Below are 22,242 nucleotides of genomic sequence, written 5' to 3' on the forward strand. Positions count from 1 at the left end.
AATTACTATTCAGCACCTGGTTTCTTTAAACCGATGTCTTTCATTGGATATTTTTGATAAGTAGATAGGTGTGCTGCTATCAATTGCATAACACCTGGAATTCCCCATTCGAAATAACGGTGTCCCTGACTCAATTGTTCTTTTGGGTCTGCATAAATATTATAAACCCACGGACTCATTCCGATACTTTGAATAGTAGACTGATCTAGATTTCTTCTTGTAGCCGAAGTATTAAAAACATTCATATGTACTTTGTATTCCTGCCAGCGAATAGCCATAAATTTTGTTTCTGAATACATGAAAACCGCATTTCTATTTGATACTCCTTTATCAGACAAAAAAAATGATAATTGGTCTACTCCATCAATATAATTGGACGACGGAATTTTATCTAATACTCCTGCTGCTGAAAGAGACGTATTAAACATATCGCAAATATCAAATAATCCATCGCTTATGCGTCCCGGAGCAATCATGCCTTTCCAGTATGCGATTCCTGGTACTCTTACTCCGCCTTCCCAAGTTGTTCCTTTTCCTCCTCTAAACGGTGTGTAACCGCCATCTGGCCAAACATCTTCGTTAGGACCGTTATCTGAAGTAAGGAATACTAATGTATTTTCATCGATTTTTAAATCCTGTAAAAGTTTCATCAATCTTCCCACAATATCATCAACTTCTACAATGGCATCTTTGTATGGAATTGCAGCTGGACTTTTTCCTTTATAACCTTCAGATACGTAGTTATCGTTATGTACTTTCGAAAAAGAATGAATTAAATAAAATGGTTTATTTTCTTTTACCGAACGTTTGATAAAATCTTCACTGTAATTGGCAAAGACCTGATCTACTTTTGATAATTCCTCAATAGTCGAAATTGGCTGTACAACCTTATTTTCTTCTCCTTTTTTGCCAGTTAGAATATTTTGATTTACCATTTTTTTAACCGCATTTAATCGGTCTGGTTTATTAATTAAATCTGGATAAATCCACTCGTTTACCAACTGCGCATATTCTGACTGAACAGAACCAAATCCAAGCCATTCATCATAACCAACTTCATTAGGAAGACTTCCTTTGCTTTCTCCTAAATGCCATTTTCCAGAAATAGCCGATTTATAACCATTTTGAGAAAGTATTTTTGCCGTTGTATTTTCAGAAGCCCACGGATTTACTTTAGGATTTTCTCCTGTCAAAGTTGGTCTTGTTAAACCTGATCTTGCTGGAATTCTTCCTGTCATAATAGCAGCGCGACTTGGTGTACAAGTTGGCTGTGCATAAGTCGAAGTCAATTGAAGTCCGTCGTGAGCTAATTTATCCATGTTTGGCGTTGGTGCGCCGATTGCTACACCTCCACCATAAACACCAATATCTCCATAACCCATATCATCAATAAGAATTATCAGAATATTAGGTTTCTTTTTCAATTTGCTCATTTTATCCTTCATCTCTTTATCCTGATCTGGATGTGGAATTGCCGGTTCTAGATAATCTTTTACCTTAACGGTTGGGTTAAAATAATTTTGCTGTGCGCTGATTTCAGTAGCAAAAGCTAAAACAATGAATAAAACAATGTAATTTCTCATAATTCTTTATTTATCATAATATTTTTATTTATAATTCCCCATTTACAATTAATAATTATTTCAAGTCAATATTCACTTTATCAATTATTCCCGTAAACTTGAATGGAGGTTTATACGATTTTGCGACAGGAGATCCTGAATCTTCACCAATTCCGAACGTATCAATTCCGAAACGGGCTGCAACTGTTTTATCGATTCGTCCTTCGCCAACTAATTTATCGTTGATATAAAGTTTACCAATTCCTCCTTTTCCTGTTCCTCCGCCATCATAAGTAAAATCAAATCGTACGGTACTTTTTCCAATCGGAAGGGATTCTTTTGAGGTGATTACGTAACGCGCATCATCAAAATAATTATAATGATAAACGAGTTTTCCATTTTGAACATACAAAGCAAATCCCGCCGAACTTCCGCCAGATGCCACAATAATACCGCTGTCTGACTTCGATTTCAGTTCAACTTCAGCTGTAATACTATGTGATTTATTTTTGGTATTTGGTGATGCTGTTTCAGCCAGTCTTGTTGCTCCTGCGTAAAAAGTAAAATGTTTTCGTTTAGGATCTGAAGGCGTAGGTTTTGGCGAAATTAATCTTCCTGTACCTCTATCATCCAAAGGATAAACATTGTATTTTTTCGCTTCTTCATCAAAAATGGCTTTCAATTCTTTTACTTTTTCAGGATATTTTTTAGCCAAATCAACAGATTCACTATAATCTTCGTCAATATTATAAAGTTCCCATTTATCTTTATCCCAATTTCCTGGTGCATAATCCTGTCTCCAAGGGAAAGTATGTTGAGTTGCCGCTACCCAACCATTATCATAAATAGCGCGGTTGCTGAAAACCTCAAAATATTGTCTGGTTCTAACTGGTTTCGCATTTTTATCTGTAAAAGTCGATAAGAAAGAAACCCCGTCCATAGGTTTTTGCTCTACACCGTCAACCGTTTTTGGCGCTGGCAAATGAGAAGCATCAAGAACCGTAGGAAGCACATCTATTAAATGCACAAACTGGCTACGCATTCCGCCTTTGTCTTTTATAACTTTTGGCCAGCTTACAACCATTGGATTTCGGCTTCCGCCAAAGTGAGATGCTACTTGTTTTACCCACTGGAAAGGAGCATTTCCTGCCCAAGCCCAGCCTACAGGATAATGCGGTTCTGTATCTGGATCTCCAATTTGATCAATATGTTTCATGTTATCTGCCAAAGGAGTAGCGATTCCACTTAATGCTTTTACTTCATTAATTGTTCCGTCCATTCCTCCTTCAGAACTTGCACCGTTATCTCCAACAATATAAAATATCAAAGTATTATCCGCATCTGGAAGTTTACTGATTGCCTCTAAAAGTCGTCCCGTTTCATGATCTGCAAACGAAAGATAGCCTGCATAATTTTCCATTAATTTTGCAAAAAGTTTTTTCTGATCTGCCGAAAGCTTATCCCAAGGCGTAACCCAGTCTGGTCTTGGAGTAAGTTTTGTTCCTTTTGGAATAATTCCCATTTTTAACTGACGCTCGTAAGTTTCTTGTCTTACCGCATCCCAGCCTTTATCAAACTGACCTTTAAATTTATCACGCCATTCTTTTGGTGCGTGATGCGGCGCGTGTGCTGCTCCCGGAGCAAAATACATCATAACCGGTTTTTGAGGTGCAACAGATTTACTGTATTCCAGCCAATTGATTGCTCTATCTGTCATATCCGTCATAAAATGATAACCTTGTTCTGGAGATTTATCTGGTTCTACAGCTTTGGTATTTTCAAAAAGAACTGGATAATACTGATGTGTTTCTCCACCAATAAATCCATAGAAATAATCGAAGCCTAAACCTGTCGGCCAACGGTCAAATGGTCCCGTAATACTGCTTTCCCAATCTGGGGTATTATGATTTTTACCAAACCAGCTGGTGCTATATCCATTTCCTTTTAAAATTCTTCCTGAGGTTGCAGTTGTTTTAGGAATCATACAATTGTAACTCGGATATCCTGTCGCCCATTCGGCTAAGAAACCTGAACCCGCATTATGATGATTTCTTCCTGTCAGCAAAGCAGCACGTGAAGGTCCGCAGATTGCAGTTGTGTGAAAGCGGTTGTATTTTAAACCATTTGCGGCAAGCTTATCCAATTCTGGCGTAGGAACAGGGCCTCCAAAAGTGCTTACTTGACCGAAACCAACATCATCTAAAAGAATAATTATGACATTTGGCGCTCCCTGCGGAGGTGTAACCAATTTTGGCCATTCTTCTTTTGAATCTTTATAGGTTTCTCCAATTTTACCGCCAAAAGGAGGTTCAGGTATTGGAAGTGTTGTACGGTCTAATTCTCCGGAATCCGTTTTTTCTGTTACAGAATCTGTTTTCTGAGATTGATTGCAGCTGAAAAGAAATACAGCTAAAATTAAGAGCAGTTTTGGACTAATAAGAGACTTCATATTTCTAAGATTTTGTGATAAGCACTAAATTACAAACATGCGTATTACAAAATCTTTTAATGATGTTGCAGATTATAATTTGAAACAAAGTTTTCTAAAATTTCAAACTCTATTTGGACAGTCAAGCCTTTTTCTTATTACAAAAAAAGCCTTTACAAATTTGTAAAGGCTTTGATTTCATATTGAGGAATCCTAACTAAAATAGTACATCTGAACTATGATGAAAAGTAAAAGAATACTTTAGCATTTGAGTGAACTCGATCGAAAATCTGAAACACTTGAAATAAAATCCAATGGTTCCATATAATTAAGATTTTTTGTAATTTTTCCGTTCTTAATAACGTACGGATGTGTAAGCAAAATATCTCTAAGAGCACTTTGACTAAAACTACTAACATCGTACATACAAATCAGCGAACAAGAATGTTTTGGAGTTAGAAAATTAAGGCTTGCCTCGTATTCAAGAAGTTCATCAGTACCAGGCAGGTTTTTTAGCGCCCATACCATATCTCCGCAAGCTCTAACGCTATCATAACCGCCTCTTTCTGCAGATAATAAAGTCTTTTCGAGCATATTATACATCTTTTCTGCGGCAAACTCACCATCCTTTATATAGGTGTCTTCAGAAGCAAGAACTTCCAATTGACCAGTAGACAGTTTTTCTGCAATGGATATACCATTTTCTGCTAGACAGCGACAATGTTCACCATGACGATTTCCTTCTAGTATATTAATAACTTTATCATTTGCATTTAAACCTTCCAAAATATAAGGAATAATTACCTCATATTGCTGTTCTCTGGAATCAAAAAAACCGCAAATGTGCATTGGAGCCGATAATGATTCTCCACATACTGAAAATGGCTTCTGTTTATTCATACATCAAATATATGCAATTAATTGTCTTTAACACACTTTCTATAAGCTAAAGTTTTATCTCCAGCCTAATTCTGGAGCAACATACTTTAGTATAGCCGACAAAATATGTACATTATAATCGACTCCTAAAGTATTTGGTATTGTAAGCAATAGCGTATCTGCTTCTTGAATTGCTTCGTCCTGCGCTAGTTCAGCTATTAGCTTGTCTGGTTCAGCAGCATAACTTTTTCCAAAAATTGCCCGTTTGTCACTTTCGATATAACCAAAACTATCCGCTCCTTTACCTTGATTTCCAAAATAATATTTGTCTTGATCGTTGACCAAAGCAAAAATAGAACGGCTAACTGAAACTCTTGGTTCACGATCATGTCCCGCTTTTTTCCATGCTTCTTTATATAATCTGATTTGTTCCGCTTGCTGAATATGAAAAGGTTTTCCGTTTTCATCAAACTTCAAGGTAGAACTTTGAAGATACATTCCGTTTTCGGCAGCCCAAACTGCTGTTGCATTAGATGCAGCTCCCCACCAGATTCGCTCGCGCAATCCTTCAGAATATGGTTCAAGACGCAATAAACCTGGAGGATTTGGAAACATTGGGTACGGATTTGGTTCGGCAAAGCCTTCTCCGCTAAGTTTATCTAAAAACTCTAATGCTTTCTTTCGCCCCATATCTGCATCTGTTTCTCCTACTTCAGGTTTATAACCAAAAGAACGCCAACCATCTATAACCTGTTCCGGTGATCCTCGACTAATACCTAATTGTAAACGTCCACCCGAAATTAAGTCCGCAGCACTGGCATCTTCTACCATGTATAGAGGATTTTCGTAGCGCATATCTATAACTCCAGTTCCAATTTCTATTTTACTGGTTTTAGCTCCAATAGCCGAAAGTAAAGGAAATGGCGATGCGAGTTGCCGTGCAAAATGATGCACTCTAAAATAAGCGCCATCTATTCCAATTTCTTCGGCTGCAACTGCCAAATCGATAGATTGAAGCAAAGTATCTGCTGCTGTACGAGCTTTATAGGACGGATGATCAGACCAATGTCCAAAAGATAAAAATCCTATTTTTTTCATACCTAACCTTATTATTGTTTTCAATCTCAAATATACGCATCATTTCGGCTTTTTATTAGTTTATAATTCAAAAAAATCCCAATAAATACTTAAAGGGATTTTCTTTGAATTACTATTTTTAACCATTTAAATATCTACTTCGTTTTAGAATTTTTTGAAGATTTGGACTCTTTTGAATTACCCAAATTATAAGTCACTTTGTCGATTTTTCCTGTAAATTCAAAAGGAAGTTTGTAATTGAAATCAACAGGAGAACCAGCATCCATTCCGATATCTAATCCTTCATTTAAAGATATTTGAATCGGAATTGTTCTTGCTAGGTGTTCCTCTGCTACTTTTTTGCCATTTACCAGCATTGTTACTGTAGCAGCTTTTCCTAATTCTTTTTCTTTTCCTTCATATTTAAAATCAACTACCAATTTTACTTTTCCTTTAGGCAAAACATCTTTTCCTGTAATTGTCGGACGTTCTAAAGCCAAATTATTGTAAACAAAACTTGGTTTTCCGTTTTGTACATATAAACCGTAACCGCCAACTAAACCGCCATGAGTTACAATCATTCCTTCCGCGCCACTTTCAGGAATATCAACATCGGCTGTAATAGACCAAGACTTATTTAAAATACGCGGCGAAGCTTCATTTGGCAATCCTACTTGACCTGGATAATAAGTAAAAGTAGTGGCATCTCCAGCCAGAGTTGGTCTCCCCATAAGTTCTCCATTAAGTCTTTCTACAGCTCTCCAATCTAAAGGAAGCACATTATATTTAGAAGCTTCCACCCACCATAAATCTTGCATTTCTCGCAGTTTTGTCGGGTTGTTTGCCGCTATATCATTAGATTGAGTAAAATCTTCATCTACTTTATAAAGCTCCCATTTTTGTTTATCTGGATCAAAATTACCTCTATTTGGATTCCAAGGAGCAAAAGATAATGCCGATGCCATCCAGCCATTGTGATAAATGCCTCGGTTTACTCCCAATTCAAAATATTGAGTTGAATGTTTTTCTTTCGCTTTGGCATCGTTAAAAGTATAAGCAAAACTAACTCCCTCAATAGGACTTTGCGTGATACCATTTATGGTTTCAGGAGCAGTGATACCGATAAGTTCGTATAATGTTGGTACAATATCTATAGTATGCGTAAATTGGCTTCTTAAACCTCCTTTGTCTTTAATTTTAGCAGGCCAAGAAATAATCATCGGATTTCTTGTTCCTCCAAAATGAGAGGCTACTTGTTTTGTCCATTGAAATGGAGTACACATTGCCCAAGCCCATTCTGCCGTAAAATGGTTAAAGTGTTTTGGACCACCAAGTTCATCAATAAATTTTATGTTGTCTTGCCATTTTTCTGATACTCCGTTAAAAAACAGATTCTCATTTACTGATCCTTCGATACCTCCTTCTGCACTTGCTCCGTTATCTCCAGCTATGTAAATAATGATTGTATTATCAGCATCTGGAAGCTGTTTTACGGCATCTACAACTCTACCCATTTCATAGTCGCAATGTGCTCCGTAGCCTGCAAAAACTTCCATCATTCTAGCATAAAGTCGTTTCTGATCTGCGTTAAGCGAATTCCACGCTGGCAGACTTTCCGGTCTTGCAGTCAATTTAGCATCTGCTGGAATCACACCTAGTTTTTTTTGTCTTTCAAAAGCCTGTTCTCTATACGCATCCCAGCCCATATCGAATTTTCCTTTAAATTTATCAATCCATTCTTTAGGCGCATGGTGTGGCGAATGTGCTGCACCTGGTGCTAAATATAGAAAATACGGCTTATCTGGCGCGATTGATTTTACTTTTCTAACCCAAGATATAGCGTGGTCTGCAAGATCAACCGTCATATGGTAATTTGGATCTTTTGAAGCAGGAACAAGATTTCTGTTTTCATAAAGCACAGGATTCCAATGATTCATATCTCCTGCATTAAATCCATAGAAATATTCAAATCCAAGTCCGTTCGCCCAGCGGTCAAAAGGTCCTGCATCGCTAGTTTCCCAAGGCGGTGTATTGTGGTTTTTACCAATCCATGCGGTCATATACCCATTTTGTTTCAGCACCTCGCCAATTGTTCCGCAGCTCTTAGGAAGCACGCAAGTATAACCATCGTAACCTGTCGCTGTTTCTGAGATCACACCAAAAGTAGCAGAGTGATGATTACGTCCAGTTATAAGCGCTGCCCGCGTTGGCGAACACAGCGCTGTAGTATGAAATTTATTAAAACGGATTCCCTCTGCTGCTAATTTGTCCATTGTTGGCGATGGAACGCCTCCGCCAAAAGTGCTGAATTGTCCAAATCCTGAATCGTCTAACAAAATCAACACTACATTTGGAGCACCTTTTGGAGCTTTTATCGGTTGTGGAAATTGCGGTGGATCAGAATCCTGATATGTTCTTCCTACATATCCCGGAAAATGAAAATCGGGCTGAGGTAGTGATTTTGGAGTTCCAGGCTTATTATTTTCCTGACCAAAACTAAAATTTGATATTAGAATAATAAAGAAAAATATCTTTGCATAGTTTTTTTTCATTATCCTTTCAGAAATAAAGTAAGCTTTACTAAAAAAATCTTTCGCTTTCATATTTTATTGTTTTAATAACTCAATTATTTTACTTCTTCAAAATCTCCAGGTTTCCATGTATTATTAAAAGCTCCTTTTTCTGGCCCATAAATACGGATATAGGCAAACCACCCTCTGTTTGGAATTGTTTTTATCCATTGACCTTCTTTTCCCGCAGGAGCCTTTGGACCGAAGTATAAATCAATGCTATTTCCTCCTATTTTATCTTTAAGTTCAAACAAAGAGCGAAGTGCCGCTTTATTCTGATCGGTTACAACCTGACTTCTTGTAATAGCATCATAAATCGTTATCGACCAAAATAATTTTGCTGGAACTGGAGTCGGAATTGTAAGCTTATAAGTTTTTCCGCCATCGACATATTTTCCTTCAGCATCTTTAAGTCCAAGCCAATATAGTGATCCGCCTCCCTCTTTTCTTCTAAACATTGAAGGAGATGCTCCGATGGCTTGATAAAACCAAGTTTCTCGTCCATCAAGATCTATATAATCTGTAGTGTTAAAATCTCCATCTTCAAATCGTAGTGCCACCCATTCCCATTGGCGATCTTTCCACACAATACGATCTGGACGACGATCAGCAAACGACTGTACTCTCATTTGTGCATTAGCTATTTTAGAAGCTTTTTCGAGAATTGCTTTCAATCTTTCATCTGGTTTAAAAGGTTGTCCTTTTTTAATTCCTAAAATAGCCAGTTCTCCATAATAATTGCGGTAACCTTCATAAACAGGTTCTCGCTGTATTACATCATTCAGGTTTTCCCAGTATTTAATATTATTTTCCCATGCAACAGGAGTCGTATTTTGAGGTTTATCTGTAAGGTCAAGCCAATCTGGTTCTTTCCAGTCTGCGGGTTTATTAAGCGGATACACTTTTACTGTTTTAATTCTGTGTAAAGCAGCTTTTACATCTCCTCCAACAGGAAGTGATCTTATACCAACAGTAAGATTATTTGAAGAGGATTTCCAAACATGGTAGCCAGAAGCAGGTACAACGCCTTTATAATCGGGAGGCAAAAGAAGATGTTTTCCTCCATTACCAGCGTCAGGTCCAGGAATTCCCATATCGGCTACCCATCGCTGATTGACATCCATTGCCACGACAATAAGCGGGCCTTTAGGAATATCTATAATCATTGGTCCTTTTGATAAATCAACAGGAATAGGTCCGTAAGGTGTATCTGAATTGAGTGTAAAACCTAGTTGCCCTGGTTTTGTATCTAAAGTTCCAAATGATTTGTTTGGAATAATTTTAACACTGTCATTTCCTTTAACCAATGCTTCACCAGAAACAGTAGGATAGAAAAATTTATACGCTTGTATAGCGCGGGTAAGATCTGCGTCATCGTAGGCTTTTTTAATTGTAGCTTCTGTAGGATAACCGCCAACAAATTCATAATCTGAAACAGATTCTGAGGAACTAGTACTGGTTGCTGTACTTTTAGCTTCTTTTTTACAACCCGCCATGACCAACAACAAGAAAGAGATATAGATTAATCTTTTCATATAAATTGATTTAATTAGTTAAACTTCAAAACGTTATCAAAGTTATACTGCAATCAATTTAAAATTATTCTGAACCTCTAAATTTAGGTTTCAAATTATAATTTGGAACAAAGTTTTCTATTTGAATAGTTGAAATACGAAACACTGATGCACAAATTATATTTCGAAAAAAAAATATTCAATTAAAATGGATTACTGCTTTTCAGGTTTAAATATATTATGCAAAGTTTCGTTTAACAAATAAGCAATAAGCGATATTCACCTTCATTTTCTACAGGCGCTCTATGAATGCAAGGCAACACTTTTTGTTTTGGATGATCTACAGCTAGACGCCAAAGATGCATTAATCCTAAATTAATAGGTTTTGCATCAGGTTTTAGCTGATAATGCAAATCAAAATAATTCTCCTTTAAAAAGGTTTCGAATTCATCCCCTGGCCCATCATAAAGTTCTTTTAGCTTTGTTCGAATTTCTGGAAGTAGGATTTTTTGCTCTGCATGTGAATTAGAAACAATATCACTCGCCACTCCGTGATAGGTGCATAAAAAAGTATCGGTAGGAATTGGCGAACGATCAACGTGAAATGAATACACGTCTGTAGATATAAATTCAAATTCATCATCACGTTCATAACACTTTAGTAAATTAAGCGATGGCGAAGCTCCAAAATCAGTTAATAATTGTAAATCATTTAAGATTATTTCTCTTGCTCTATTTCCCTTTTCTGAGAGTTGAAGCGCGATTAAATCTTCTGGAAAAACTTCTGTTATATTTTCTTTTAAAGATAATTTAGTTACAATCTCATTAAAATCGCCATCCAGAGTTCGGTGCCAGCATAATGCATTCATTTCTCCTTTGAAATCGGTATTTACAAGATCAGAAAAAGTCGATACAATTCCAATTTGATTGCTGTCAGAAAATGTATTTTTCATTGTGATTGATTTGATTCTAAACGCTTCAAAATTAGGGTTCTTAAACGCGCCTCATGTTCATCTCCCCAATTTCCAATAGCTGAAATTACGGGAATTAAAGTTTTCCCAAAATCAGTTAGACTATATTCGACTTTTGGAGGCACAACTGGGTAAATAATCTTTGAGACTAGTTCATGCTCTTCTAATTCTTTTAGTTGAATATTCAAAACCCTACGCGAAGCATCAGGTATTTTTCGCTGTAATTCACTTGGACGTTTATGTCCCTGATCGATAAACCAAAGTAAACGAATCTTCCATTTACCATATAAGACTTCCCCAATAAGATCAAGTCCGCAGTTTAAGTTCGGTATTATTTTTCTCTCATACATATTACAAAATTAAACCTATATCTTAATCTATGCAATAGGGGAAAAATTTATCCCTATATGAATCGTAACTCCGTACTTGTGAGTAACTAATGTACTTCCGAGATTTGTACAAAAGAAATTTAAAACGATTATAAGATGGACTATCAAAATGAATTATCAGACAAAATTGCTTTAGTTACTGGCGGTACAAAAGGAGCTGGAAGAGCAATTGCAGAAAGACTCCTACAAGCTGGAGCAACAGTTATTATTACAGCAAGAAATGCGCCCGAAAATGAAAACAGCAATATGCATTTCATTCCTGCTGATTTGAGCAAGGCAGAAGGAACGCAAAAAGTAATCAACGAAGTTTTATCAACTTATGGTAGACTTGACATTCTAGTGAACAATCTTGGCTCTTCAGCAACGCCCGCTGGTGGTTTTGCAATGTTAACTGATGAAGACTGGGAATCGACATTTATGGCTAATTTGTTTGCTCCTGTCCGACTAGACAGAGGTTTTTTACCAAAAATGATAGATCAAAAAAGTGGTGTAATTATTCACATAGCTTCTATTCAGGGCAAGCTGCCTTTATTTGATTCAACTTTGCCTTATGCCGCTGCAAAAGCAGGATTGATAAATTATAGTAAAAGTTTATCAAATGAAGTTACCCCCAAAGGTGTACGTGTGCTAACGGTTTCGCCAGGATGGATAAATACAACAGCATCGACAGCATGGCTGGGCGAGATTGCAAGAAATTCAAATATTACTGTAGAAGAAGCTCAACAAAGTGTTATGGATGCACTTGGCGGAATACCTTATGGACGACCTGCCCAACCCGAAGAAGTAGCTGAATTAGTTGGTTTTCTTGTTTCGCCAAGAGCTAGTTATTTAACAGGAACTGAATTTGTAATCGATGGAGGAACTGTACCAACTATTTAATAACATCAAAAAATAAAAACATGAATTTACCGAAAGTAATAACAGACTTGATTAATGCACAAAATAATTTTGACAGCATTGCCTATACTAATTGTTTTTCTGAAACTGCTGAAGTGTTTGACGAAGGAAAAAAGCATAACGGAAAATCGAATATCCAGCATTGGATTGAAGAATCGAACAGAAAATACAAATCAGTAATGAAACCTCTTGAGTATACTGAAAATGGTATTTCAAGTATCTTATCTGCTGAATGCTCAGGTACATTTGACGGAAGTCCTATAATATTAAATTTTCATTTTGATATTATTGATGAAAAAATTCAGCATTTGAAAGTTACAGGATAAAATTGTTCAGTAATGGCAATAAAAAAAACTCTAAATCAATAATTTAGAGTTTTTTTTATCGTTTATATTTTTGAATCTATTGCTTGGTCAATTCTGCCTCTGTATGCAATGCACAAAACCAATTATTGTTTTGTTTAATCCATGTAGAAGTGCAAGCGCATTTCATGGGAGGTTTTTGCTTATCATCTTTAATTCCTAATTCTATTATATATCCTATAATCGCTGTATTTTCTGCAATTAATTTCGTTTCAACATTAGAAATATTCATTACTTTGATTTTGTCACCATCACCAGATTCAAACATCTTTTTAAACGTAGATTCGTCTACACTTTGCACACCGTTTTTACTGGCAACAATACAAGGAAATAGCGTTAGGTTTTTAACCGTTTCATATTCATGATTTTCCATTCCATTCCAGTACTTTTTTTCTAGTTCAATAATTTGATTTTCCATAATCAATCATCATATATTAATAAACAAGTGTATAGAGAATTTGATGAAAAGAGCTATTTATTATCAAATTCTCTGCGATTGTAAAAACCGTCATCATCACTATAATATACAGAGTCCGGATCATTTTCAGGATAATAAGATTTCATTACTCTTCTTTCATATTCCCTGTCAAAATTGTCGACACTGTTATATCTGTTTGTATTTCTAAAGGTATTGTATCCAATATTGTTAGCCATAACAATTTTTGTGTCTTTATTAATACTCACAGATCCAATTGGTATAATAATATGGCTGTCTCCGTCTTTATAAACAAGCTCTCTGTTATTTTCGTTGGCTATAACATCGTGAACTTCATTTCGGCTATCTTCTATAAGTGCTTTATCTACTTTAACATCAAGATAAACAACACGTTCCATATCTTTATTTACCCAAAGATTATCAATTTTACCAATAGTGCGGTTGTCAGCATCTACAATTTTCCATCCTCTAACATCAGAATAATTAGATGCAACTTTATAATCCGATAACTCGTCTAGTTTGTATAAATTTCTATGTTTAGTTTCCATAATTTCTTTTTTAATTAACGTTTTCAACTTCTATAGTGCTTTCACTAGTACTCTGATGATCTACAAAGTAGATGTAATATACAATTGCACCAAGTATCAATAACAGTACAACCCAAGGCCATACTCTTTTCTTTTTCTCTATTTTTATTTCAGCCATAACTTTTTTTTTGATTTAATAATAATTTTAATAGTGTATTAAAGGTACAAATGACAAAAAACTATAAAGTATTAAATTTCAACAGGATGTTACAGAATTTCCAGTAAAGCTGATTTGCTGAATATGAAGATTTTTGATTAAAAAAGATTCTTATAAACTATTTTTTCAAGTAAAAAAAAAGCCCATTTCATAGAAAATGGGCTTTCGGTTTATGGTTTAGCTCCACTCTGGGAACTGTGTTTTATTTAAATCAAGTTTTTCAATTGACTTTATATCAACGTCATCAAGTTTAAAATCAAAAATATTAAGATTTTCTATAATATGCGCTTTTTGCGAAGATCTCGGAATAGCAATAATACCACGTTGATAATGCCATCTTAAACTAACTTGCGCAGTCGTTTTACCGTATTTTTTAGCAATCTGAGTTAGTACTTCATTCGTAAAAAGACCATTTCTTCCTTCTGCAAAAGGAGCCCACGCTTCAACATGAATATCATGTTTTTTAAGGACATTATAATCATTTTTCTGCTGAAAGTAAGCATGAGTTTCAATCTGATTCAGAACTGGTTTTACTTTGGCATAAGACAAAAGATCTGCCAATTGAGCCGTATCGAAATTACTTATACCAATTGCTTTAATTTTTCCAGCTTTATACAATTCTTCCATTGCTTTCCAAGATCCTTTTACATCACCTCTCGGGCGGTGTATCAAATATAAATCAAGATAATCAAGCTGTAATTTTCTTAGTGTTTCTTCAAAACCTTTTTTGGCATTTTCATAACCAGCATCATCAACCCATAATTTTGAGGTTACAAAAAGCTGTTTTCTATCAATTCCGCTTTGCTTTATTGCTTTTCCTATTGCTTCTTCATTTCCATACACTTTTGCGGTATCAATAAGACGGTAGCCTGCTGCAATAGCTTCTACAACAGATCGCTGGCATACGTCTCCGCTGAGTCCGTACGTTCCAAAACCGAGTATTGGCATTTTTAAGCCATTGTTCAGTTTAACAACTGGAATGTTTGCTACAGCATTATCTGTGGTCTCATTTGCGAATAATTCAGGCATACCGAACATACCTAAGTACATTCCAGCTGCAACGAATTTTGCACTATTTTGCAAAAACTTACGTCGGTTTATTTCGTTTTTTTGATTTTGAGAATTCATGGTTTTGGAGTATTAGATAATTATAAATAAAAATAAAGTTTTTATTTTTTCTAATACTGGTATGCAAACGAAAAAATTTCTAGAAGTAAAATTATAATGAGAATCTCAAAATTACCTATTTCTAACTATATAGAAGAGTATTTCCTCTTCCAGTTCCCTAGATAGATTTTCAGACTCTAATTTATGCTGAAGATTTCTTTCGATTCTTTTATCGTAATTTTTAGTCTTAGATATGCTTACGCAATAGTCATCGCATATCATTTTAAATTTTTTATCTGCCATGTACATTTCTCTTATTGATTCGAAATATCCGGCAAACTTAATATTGTACAATTCATCTGGCAGTGGCATAAATAACTATTTAAAAAGTTGATGACCTTATTCAATTCCAATAAAGATTAAAATTTCAGCTTAATAAAAACATAGATAACTGACACTTATAAAATTAGATTATTTTTGCTTGAATAATCGCTCTCAAACATAGCAAAAAGGTTGCATTTTATAAGATGCAACCTTTTTTATACTGGTCATTTGATAATCAAAAGATGAAATGAAGCATTAAGTGTGTAAGTTCAATACACACTGGGAGGTTCTTAAAAAAACAAGATAGTTCTCTCCTTTATATATAAATATGAATCAAGAAATTTGTTTCATGTTACAATCTGAAACAACATTGCTTATTATTTTTTCAAGTAATTGTATTTACTAATCTTTTGCAAACTTAATAATGAGATGCGACACCTCTAAAACCGAGCGCGCAGGTCTATTTTCTTCTGGCACAACCAAACGAAACGGTCCTACTCCATTTTCTAATGGTTTTCCGTCTTTCATATCAGCTAAAATGATAACTCTGTTTGTAAACGCTGCATCTAACTCTGCTAACGAAAAAACAACTTCATAGCCATCGCTTCCTCTCACGAGCATATATTTTGTCAAGTTTTCTCCTTTAAGTTCTTTTCCCAAAGTTACTCCAGCCTGTTTCAATATTTCAATAATTGGAACTCCTGAATATTCTTGCAGTTTTCCTTCCCTATTTTTCATACTAGCTTGTACATGCGGAATCTTAGCAAAATCTGAAGCGCTAATAAAAAGTGGTTTTAGAACTTCTCCTTCTACTTTTAAAATTGCTTCTTTAGAAGAATTTTGTGCTACTAAATTGTTGTGAAAACTTGAAAAAAATAATGTTGTGATTAAAATAAAGGATAAAAAGTGTTTTTTCATTTTCGTTATTTTTAATTGTTGATTGAATTCTTCAAATGCGGATCAGAAAATTTTGGATTACTAATAAATGTCGAATCCGTTAGCATTTTAAGAAAACTTATAATATTTGATTTTTCGTCAGTTGTCAATCCTAGTTTTTTTCCATTTAAATCGTTAGAACTATTCCTTAAAGATACACTTAAAGTTTTACTGGCAATAATATGTTCATTGTAATGATCTAATACTTCTTCTAAAGTTTTAAATCTTCCGTCGTGCATATATGGCGCAGTGAGTCCTATATTACGAAGCGTTGCAACTCGAAATCTTCCTTTGTCATTTGCTGCTCCAGTAAATTCCTCACGACCAATGTCTTTTGGTTCTTCATCCAGACCATTGTTATGAAATAATTCCATATACATTTTGGGTGTTCCGTGACATTGTGCACAGTTTGCACCTCTAATATTCTTTTCTGGAATTGGCGAATTCATAAACAATTCCATGCCTTTTAATTCTTGTTCAGAAGGCTTATATTGATTTCTTAAATATTTATCATAACGAGAATCGGCAGATATTAAAGTGCGTTCAAATTGCGCAATTGCTTTAGTTATCTTATCTGAAGTTATTTCTGCAGAACCAAATGCTTCTTTAAAAAGAATCGGATATTCTTTTGTTTTCTGAAGTTCTTTAACCGCTTTTTCTACATAATTTCCCATTTCGTGAGGATCGTTAAGCGGAAACTTTGCTTGTTCTTCTAAACCTTTTGCTCTTCCGTCCCAGAAAAAATTTCGAACCCAAAGAAGATTCGCTAATGACATAGAACTGCGTTTTGTTGGCCTATTATCAATGCCTGAACTAAATGCTTTTCCGTCTGTAAAAGCAAGTTTTTGCTGATGACAGCTTGCGCAAGAAATTGTTTTGCTCGAAGATAACTTTGTTTCATAAAACAACATTCTTCCTAAATAAACACCTTGTTTAGTCGTTGGATTATCTTCTGGAATACTAATTCTATTTCCGAAATAATCTGGATATTCTAATTTATAAGGATCTACATATAGAGGTTCTATGTCAATGGCTGCCATGAAAATTCCGGCTGCCACCAACACAAATAATAAAATGATTTTTTTATAATGAGATTCCATATTCACAATCAACTCTTTATTTCAAAACTATTTCTTTTTTATTGATTAAAGAAACGCAACGTTACAAAGAAATTTCTTCCTTCTTCTGGAAATCCTTCAACCAAACTATAATTTCTATCGAATATATTGCTTATTCCGGCATCAAGACTGAAATTTTTCAATATTTTTCCCGAAGCATAAAAATTTAAAAGCGTATAATCTGGGACTCGTGTACCGTAACTTGTACTAAATCGAGCCGAATTAAATTCTGCGTTCGCGATTAAATGTAAAACTTTAAAAGGTTCATATTCTATAGTTCCCATAACTTTTGTATTCGGAACATCTGTAAAATGAATCGTTGGATTCGTAATATTTTTTCTTTCTATATAAGTATAATTGACATTAAAAGATAAATTTTTTAAAATCGAATAATTAATCTGTGCTTCTACTCCGCGATATTCTGCTTCACCAAAATTCTGCATTTGCGATTTTCCAGGCTGCACATTGCTTACACTCAAAATGGCATCGGTAATAGAACTATAAAATAATGCTGTTTGAAAAGTGATTTTTTCTAAGAAAGTCGCACTATAGTTAACTTCATAATTTAATGCTTCTTCTGGTTTTAAAACTGGATTCGGAATAGCGGTTCCCATTCTATAAGAATAACGATCTTTTATGGTTGCAAATCTTGTTTTCTGCGAAACTGTTGCCCCAAGTTTATTAGCTTCGTTCAACTGATAAAAAAGTCCGATCTGCAAATTGTAAGCATCGCTCGCAGCGGCCGCTGGATAATCTGAAATTACTTTGGTTGTACTGTTGTAATCTTGAGCCTGAATATTCTTTCTAATATTATAACTAGCGCCCGGAATTACAGTAAATTTATTTGAAATCTTAAATACATCTTCAATTCCAAATAAAATGGTATTGTCAATAAAATGGCGCACTGGTTCTCCTAAATTATGTTCTCTGTGAACATCTTCTTTAAAATGCACAGCAGCTTTAAATTCATTTTTTGGTATAATTTGCGTATTGTATTCTACATTTCCTCCATAAGTATAATCGTCGTAAAGACTCTGAAAAGCATATCCTTTTGTCATCGTCGAATATGTTTTATCATCATAACTATTCAACGTGTTTTTGAATTTATCATAGTAAATTCTGGTCTTCAAACTATTCTGATCGTCGAGATTTGAATTCGAAATAAAATAATAGCTTTCTTTGTTCCAAACTGGCCATTGCCAAAAACGCGGATTTGCTAAAAGTGAATTTTTGGTATCGCTTCCTGCATAAACAGGATTTCCTTTTTCTCCTTGCTGATTGATATAACCCAATGCATATTCGCTTTTTTTATTCGGAGTCCATCCTATTTTGAAAGTTATCTTCTGATCTTTTCGGTAGGAATTATCTCTCTGTCCGCCATCTTCATTTTTCATCGGAACAAAATCAGAAGACATTCTGGTCGAATTTCTATCTAAATACGAATAACCTCCTTGCAAATAAAACTTTCCGAGATTAGAACCAATATTGATGTTTCCGCGATAACCATTATCGTTAATTGCACCCAAAGCGCCGTCATATTCTAACTTTTTTAAAGGTTTTCTAGAAATAAGATTAATGGCTCCTCCTAAAGAATTTGGACCGTAAAGAACAGACGAAAATCCTTTTGAGACATCTACAGCCGCCAAATCGAAAGTTGTAAATCTAGCTAAATCAACATAACCATCATAAGGAACGTAAACTGGAATTCCATCCATATAAACTGGCACTTGCCTCAAATCAAAACCTCGTACAGAAACCATCGATTCGTTTCTTGGTCCTGACGCTGTTAAAGTTACGCCAGGAAGCAGATTTAATGCTTTTGAAACCTCCACTTTGTTTTGAGATTCCATTTTTTTTGATGTAATTCTATTCAAAGTATCTCTCTTTTGATTCTGAGTTATTACTACTTCGCCTAGAATAAAAATATTTGATGTTTTTAGAGAATCTGTTTCGCTTTTCCTGTTTTGCTGTGAAAATCCTATCAGCGGAAGAAGTATAAATACTGCAAATTTTAGTTTCATGGTTAATGGTATTTTCAGTATGTTTTAAAATGAATACTGACGGTTAAAAAAAATCTATTTTGGTTAATTACGTAGTTATTAGTTTGTAAAAATAAGTATTTATACTTAAATAAAATAAGTAATTTGATTTTTTTCCATTTTTATGTCAGAATCTGAATTATAGGATTAAATGCTTTAGAAGCTACTAACACTTTTTGTCCGATTTTATATTCTTGTGCTTCGTCTTCGGTCGCAATAACTTTTATAATATTATTTCCAGAAGAAACTTGGACAACATATATAATATCACTTTTAGTAATACTTATTATTTCTCCTGTAATTTGAAATTTACTGCTGATTCTTTTTTCTGAAAAGACATTTTGAGGCGTTCCTTCTTTTATAATTTTACCATGATCAAGAACAATTACTTTATCAGAAAGTTTGAAAATTTCTGAAATGGAATGACTTACCATTAAAGTTGTTAGATTATATTTTTGATGAATTTGTAAAATATAATCCTGAAGTTTAAATCTCATTTCATCATCCAAAGCCGATAGCGGTTCATCGAGTAAGAGAATTTCGGGTTTACGAACAATTGCTCTGGCCAAAGCAACACGCTGTTTTTGTCCGCCAGATAAATTTTGAGGCTTACTATTTTGAAGTGATTGCAATTCCATTAATTCAATTAGTTCATAAACAATTTCTTTTGAATCGTTTTTAGATAAAGCAAATTCCAAATTTTCTTTTACAGTCAAATTTGGAAATAAGGCAAAATCTTGAAATACAAACCCAACGGAACGTTTTTGAATAGGAAGATGAAACTTTTTATTAGAATCGTCCCAAATTGATTCTTCTACTTTTACACTAACTTTTTCTGCTTTGGTCAGAGCTGATAAAATGCGAAGTATTGTTGTTTTTCCAGCTCCAGAATTTCCATAAATAGAAACAAATTGTCCTTTTTCAATAGTCAAAGAAATATCCAATGGCAATTTTCCATTTGCTGTCTCGAGCATTTTATAGGCATCAATTTGTATCATTAATAAAGAATAGTTTTTCGGGATTTATTATGAATTAAATGAACAGCCAAAAGAATAGCAAAAGAAAACGCGAACAATATTCCTGCATAAATATTGGCATTATCGTAATTCATCGATTCAACTTCTTCATAAATTGCAATCGAAACCACTTTTGTTTCCTCTGGAATGCTTCCTCCAACCATTAAAACTACTCCAAATTCTCCTAAAGTGTGGGCAAATGTCATAATTATACCCGTAAATAATGAGGCACGAATATTAGGAAGCAATATTTTTGTTATGGTCGTTAATCGAGATTTTCCTAAAGTAAAAGAGGCTTCTTGCAACGCGGGCGGCAGATTTTTTAATCCTGATAAAATCGGATTTACCATAAAAGGTAAACTGTACAGCACCGAAGCCAGAATTAATCCTTCAAAAGTAAAAACCAATCTTACATCAAAATAATCAGATAAAAACTTTCCAAAAGCATTTTCTGGACTAAAAGCTATCAATAAGTAAAAACCTAAAACAGATGGCGGCAAAACTAAAGGAAGACTTATTAGAGCTTCAATCACAGCTTTTAATTTAAACCTACTGTAGCACAACCAATAACAAAGCGGAATCGAAACCACTAACAGAATAATTGTTGTGATTAAAGCCAATTTTGCTGTGAGCCATAAAGGATCTAAATTAATCATCGGCAGATAAGCTTACTTCGTTAGTTTTTATCAAGGCAATTACGTTGTCATTTTCTTTTAAATTTAGTTGTTCGCAAGCGTTACTGGTAATAATGGATTGTATATTTTGTTGGTCTGCAAGTAAATTAATCTGACTAAGTATAATTCCTTTTTTTACAGATTTAACAATGCATGGAATTTGATTTTGAACACTAATTTGCAGATTTAAATCTTTAGAAATAATTACTTCTGTTTCTTTAAAAATAATTTTAACCGCTTGACTTTCTTTTAAATAATCGGCTGAATCTGGAGTATCTAAAACTATAGAAGAAAAAATAAAATCATGAGATTTGACTTTTACTAACGAAATGCCTTCAAAAGATTGAATTTCAGATATATTTCCTTTTAATATATTCATTTCGTTTTGGTGTCGTATCCGTAATATTTTAAAATTGAAGTCGCCTTTTTTGAAGATATAAAATTATAAAATTTTAGAGCATTTGCATTGTCTTTTCCGTGTTTCAATATTACGCATCCTTGTTCTAAAGGAGAATGGCTTTTTTCTGGAATAATATAATATTTTCCTCTCTCTTTTTTCATATTTGGCGTAAGAACGAGAGATAAAGCCGTGATGCCAATATCTGCATTTCCAGTTGTTACAAACTGAGTCGCTTGCGTGATATTATCTCCAAAAACAAGTTTGCTTTTGACTTTATCATATATTTTGTAAAATTTCAAGCTTTCGACAGCTTTTTCGCCATAAGGCGCAGTTAAAGGATTTCCGATTGCTATTTTACGAACAGAAACTTCTAAAAGACTATTAATCTTTTTAGTGTTTGGATCTGTTTTTTTACTCCAAATAACCAATTTTCCAACGGCATACATTTTTACTTTTGAAGCCGTAAATTTATTTTTTTCCAATTGATTGGGATAATCCATATCGGCAGAAAAAAACAAATCAAATGGAGCACCATTAGAAATCTGCTCATAAAATTTTCCCGAAGCTCCGTAAGTAATCTGCGGATTTATACCAGGATTTTGACTCTTAAAAACCGTATTTATAGAGTCTAAAGCTATTTTAAGATTTGCCGCAGCAACAATTGTAAATTTCTGTTGTGCATTTACAGTCCCAAAAAATAATAGCAGCAACATTGTCAAATGAGACAAAAATCTTTTCCTAGTCTTCATGCCAAATTAATCATTTTGGTCATTTTTGATACAAAATGAGCCATTAGTTA

22 protein-coding genes are annotated in these 22,242 nt (G+C 34.4%); 2 read left to right on the forward strand and 20 right to left on the reverse strand.

Annotation, left to right across the window (positions count from 1 at the left end; all coding sequences use genetic code 11):
• Positions 1-5: 5 nt before the first annotated feature.
• The 8 genes from P0R33_RS01400 to P0R33_RS01435 all read right to left on the reverse strand — a co-directional run bounded on the left by P0R33_RS01400 (position 6) and on the right by P0R33_RS01435 (position 11,351).
• A complete protein-coding gene (locus tag P0R33_RS01400; RefSeq protein ID WP_276173764.1) occupies positions 6-1,583 on the reverse strand; it encodes an arylsulfatase in 1,578 nt (525 codons plus the stop codon).
• A gap of 55 nt (positions 1,584-1,638) precedes the next feature.
• Positions 1,639-4,011 carry an arylsulfatase gene (locus tag P0R33_RS01405; RefSeq protein ID WP_276173766.1) on the reverse strand — a complete coding sequence of 791 codons (2,373 nt, stop codon included), beginning with the start codon at positions 4,009-4,011 and terminating at the stop codon, positions 1,639-1,641.
• A 240-nt stretch (positions 4,012-4,251) separates the two neighbouring features.
• Positions 4,252-4,890 carry an MEDS domain-containing protein gene (locus P0R33_RS01410; protein ID WP_276173768.1) on the reverse strand — a complete coding sequence of 213 codons (639 nt, stop codon included), beginning with the start codon at positions 4,888-4,890 and terminating at the stop codon, positions 4,252-4,254.
• A gap of 54 nt (positions 4,891-4,944) precedes the next feature.
• Complete coding sequence (locus P0R33_RS01415; protein WP_276173770.1) at positions 4,945-5,967, reverse strand: LLM class flavin-dependent oxidoreductase; 1,023 nt, start codon at positions 5,965-5,967, stop codon at positions 4,945-4,947.
• 134 nt (positions 5,968-6,101) lie between these two features.
• Entirely contained in the window at positions 6,102-8,549 is a 2,448-nt protein-coding gene (locus P0R33_RS01420; RefSeq protein WP_276173771.1) for an arylsulfatase, read from the reverse strand.
• A 23-nt stretch (positions 8,550-8,572) separates the two neighbouring features.
• A complete protein-coding gene (locus tag P0R33_RS01425; protein ID WP_276173773.1) occupies positions 8,573-10,051 on the reverse strand; it encodes a DUF1254 domain-containing protein in 1,479 nt (492 codons plus the stop codon).
• A 233-nt stretch (positions 10,052-10,284) separates the two neighbouring features.
• Positions 10,285-10,983 carry a DUF1826 domain-containing protein gene (locus P0R33_RS01430; protein WP_276173775.1) on the reverse strand — a complete coding sequence of 233 codons (699 nt, stop codon included), beginning with the start codon at positions 10,981-10,983 and terminating at the stop codon, positions 10,285-10,287.
• Positions 10,980-11,351 carry a helix-turn-helix domain-containing protein gene (locus P0R33_RS01435; protein ID WP_276173777.1) on the reverse strand — a complete coding sequence of 124 codons (372 nt, stop codon included), beginning with the start codon at positions 11,349-11,351 and terminating at the stop codon, positions 10,980-10,982. Before P0R33_RS01435 ends, P0R33_RS01430 begins: the two co-directional genes overlap by 4 nt.
• Before the next feature lie 135 nt (positions 11,352-11,486).
• Between P0R33_RS01435 and P0R33_RS01440 the strand changes: the two genes are divergently transcribed.
• The gene (locus P0R33_RS01440) at positions 11,487-12,269 is read left to right on the forward strand and encodes an SDR family oxidoreductase (protein ID WP_276173779.1); all 783 of its coding nucleotides are present in this window, start codon (positions 11,487-11,489) and stop codon (positions 12,267-12,269) included.
• A gap of 20 nt (positions 12,270-12,289) precedes the next feature.
• Positions 12,290-12,613 (forward strand): nuclear transport factor 2 family protein, encoded by a 324-nt coding sequence (locus P0R33_RS01445; RefSeq protein WP_276173781.1) that lies wholly within the window; start codon positions 12,290-12,292, stop codon positions 12,611-12,613.
• 76 nt (positions 12,614-12,689) lie between these two features.
• On the opposite strand, the gene P0R33_RS01450 is transcribed toward P0R33_RS01445, so the two are convergent.
• The 12 genes from P0R33_RS01450 to modA all read right to left on the reverse strand — a co-directional run bounded on the left by P0R33_RS01450 (position 12,690) and on the right by modA (position 22,192).
• Entirely contained in the window at positions 12,690-13,067 is a 378-nt protein-coding gene (locus tag P0R33_RS01450; RefSeq protein ID WP_276173783.1) for a DUF4440 domain-containing protein, read from the reverse strand.
• A 53-nt stretch (positions 13,068-13,120) separates the two neighbouring features.
• The gene (locus P0R33_RS01455) at positions 13,121-13,633 is read right to left on the reverse strand and encodes a PRC-barrel domain-containing protein (RefSeq protein WP_276173785.1); all 513 of its coding nucleotides are present in this window, start codon (positions 13,631-13,633) and stop codon (positions 13,121-13,123) included.
• A gap of 10 nt (positions 13,634-13,643) precedes the next feature.
• Complete coding sequence (locus P0R33_RS01460; RefSeq protein WP_276173787.1) at positions 13,644-13,790, reverse strand: hypothetical protein; 147 nt, start codon at positions 13,788-13,790, stop codon at positions 13,644-13,646.
• Positions 13,791-14,006: 216 nt separating this feature from the next.
• Positions 14,007-14,957 (reverse strand): aldo/keto reductase, encoded by a 951-nt coding sequence (locus P0R33_RS01465; RefSeq protein WP_276173789.1) that lies wholly within the window; start codon positions 14,955-14,957, stop codon positions 14,007-14,009.
• Positions 14,958-15,068: 111 nt separating this feature from the next.
• Positions 15,069-15,308 carry a hypothetical protein gene (locus P0R33_RS01470; RefSeq protein WP_276173791.1) on the reverse strand — a complete coding sequence of 80 codons (240 nt, stop codon included), beginning with the start codon at positions 15,306-15,308 and terminating at the stop codon, positions 15,069-15,071.
• Between the two features lie 354 nt (positions 15,309-15,662).
• Positions 15,663-16,178 carry a molybdopterin-dependent oxidoreductase gene (locus P0R33_RS01475; RefSeq protein ID WP_276173793.1) on the reverse strand — a complete coding sequence of 172 codons (516 nt, stop codon included), beginning with the start codon at positions 16,176-16,178 and terminating at the stop codon, positions 15,663-15,665.
• 11 nt (positions 16,179-16,189) lie between these two features.
• Complete coding sequence (locus P0R33_RS01480; RefSeq protein WP_276173795.1) at positions 16,190-17,296, reverse strand: cytochrome c peroxidase; 1,107 nt, start codon at positions 17,294-17,296, stop codon at positions 16,190-16,192.
• Positions 17,297-17,334: 38 nt separating this feature from the next.
• The gene (locus tag P0R33_RS01485; protein WP_276173797.1) at positions 17,335-19,335 is read right to left on the reverse strand and encodes a TonB-dependent receptor; all 2,001 of its coding nucleotides are present in this window, start codon (positions 19,333-19,335) and stop codon (positions 17,335-17,337) included.
• A 140-nt stretch (positions 19,336-19,475) separates the two neighbouring features.
• Entirely contained in the window at positions 19,476-20,351 is an 876-nt protein-coding gene (locus P0R33_RS01490) for an ATP-binding cassette domain-containing protein (protein WP_276173799.1), read from the reverse strand.
• Positions 20,351-21,025 carry a molybdate ABC transporter permease subunit gene (gene modB, locus P0R33_RS01495; RefSeq protein WP_276173801.1) on the reverse strand — a complete coding sequence of 225 codons (675 nt, stop codon included), beginning with the start codon at positions 21,023-21,025 and terminating at the stop codon, positions 20,351-20,353. Before modB ends, P0R33_RS01490 begins: the two co-directional genes overlap by 1 nt.
• Positions 21,018-21,422: a TOBE domain-containing protein gene (locus tag P0R33_RS01500; RefSeq protein ID WP_276173803.1), complete on the reverse strand. Its 405-nt coding sequence runs from the start codon at positions 21,420-21,422 to the stop codon at positions 21,018-21,020. Before P0R33_RS01500 ends, modB begins: the two co-directional genes overlap by 8 nt.
• On the reverse strand, positions 21,419-22,192 hold the full coding sequence (gene modA, locus P0R33_RS01505; RefSeq protein WP_276173805.1) for a molybdate ABC transporter substrate-binding protein: 774 nt from the start codon (positions 22,190-22,192) through the stop codon (positions 21,419-21,421). Before modA ends, P0R33_RS01500 begins: the two co-directional genes overlap by 4 nt.
• Positions 22,193-22,242 lie beyond the last annotated feature (50 nt).

The sequence above is a fragment of the Flavobacterium sp. YJ01 genome (assembly GCF_029320955.1).
In the GTDB taxonomy this organism is placed as follows: Bacteria; Bacteroidota; Bacteroidia; order Flavobacteriales; family Flavobacteriaceae; genus Flavobacterium.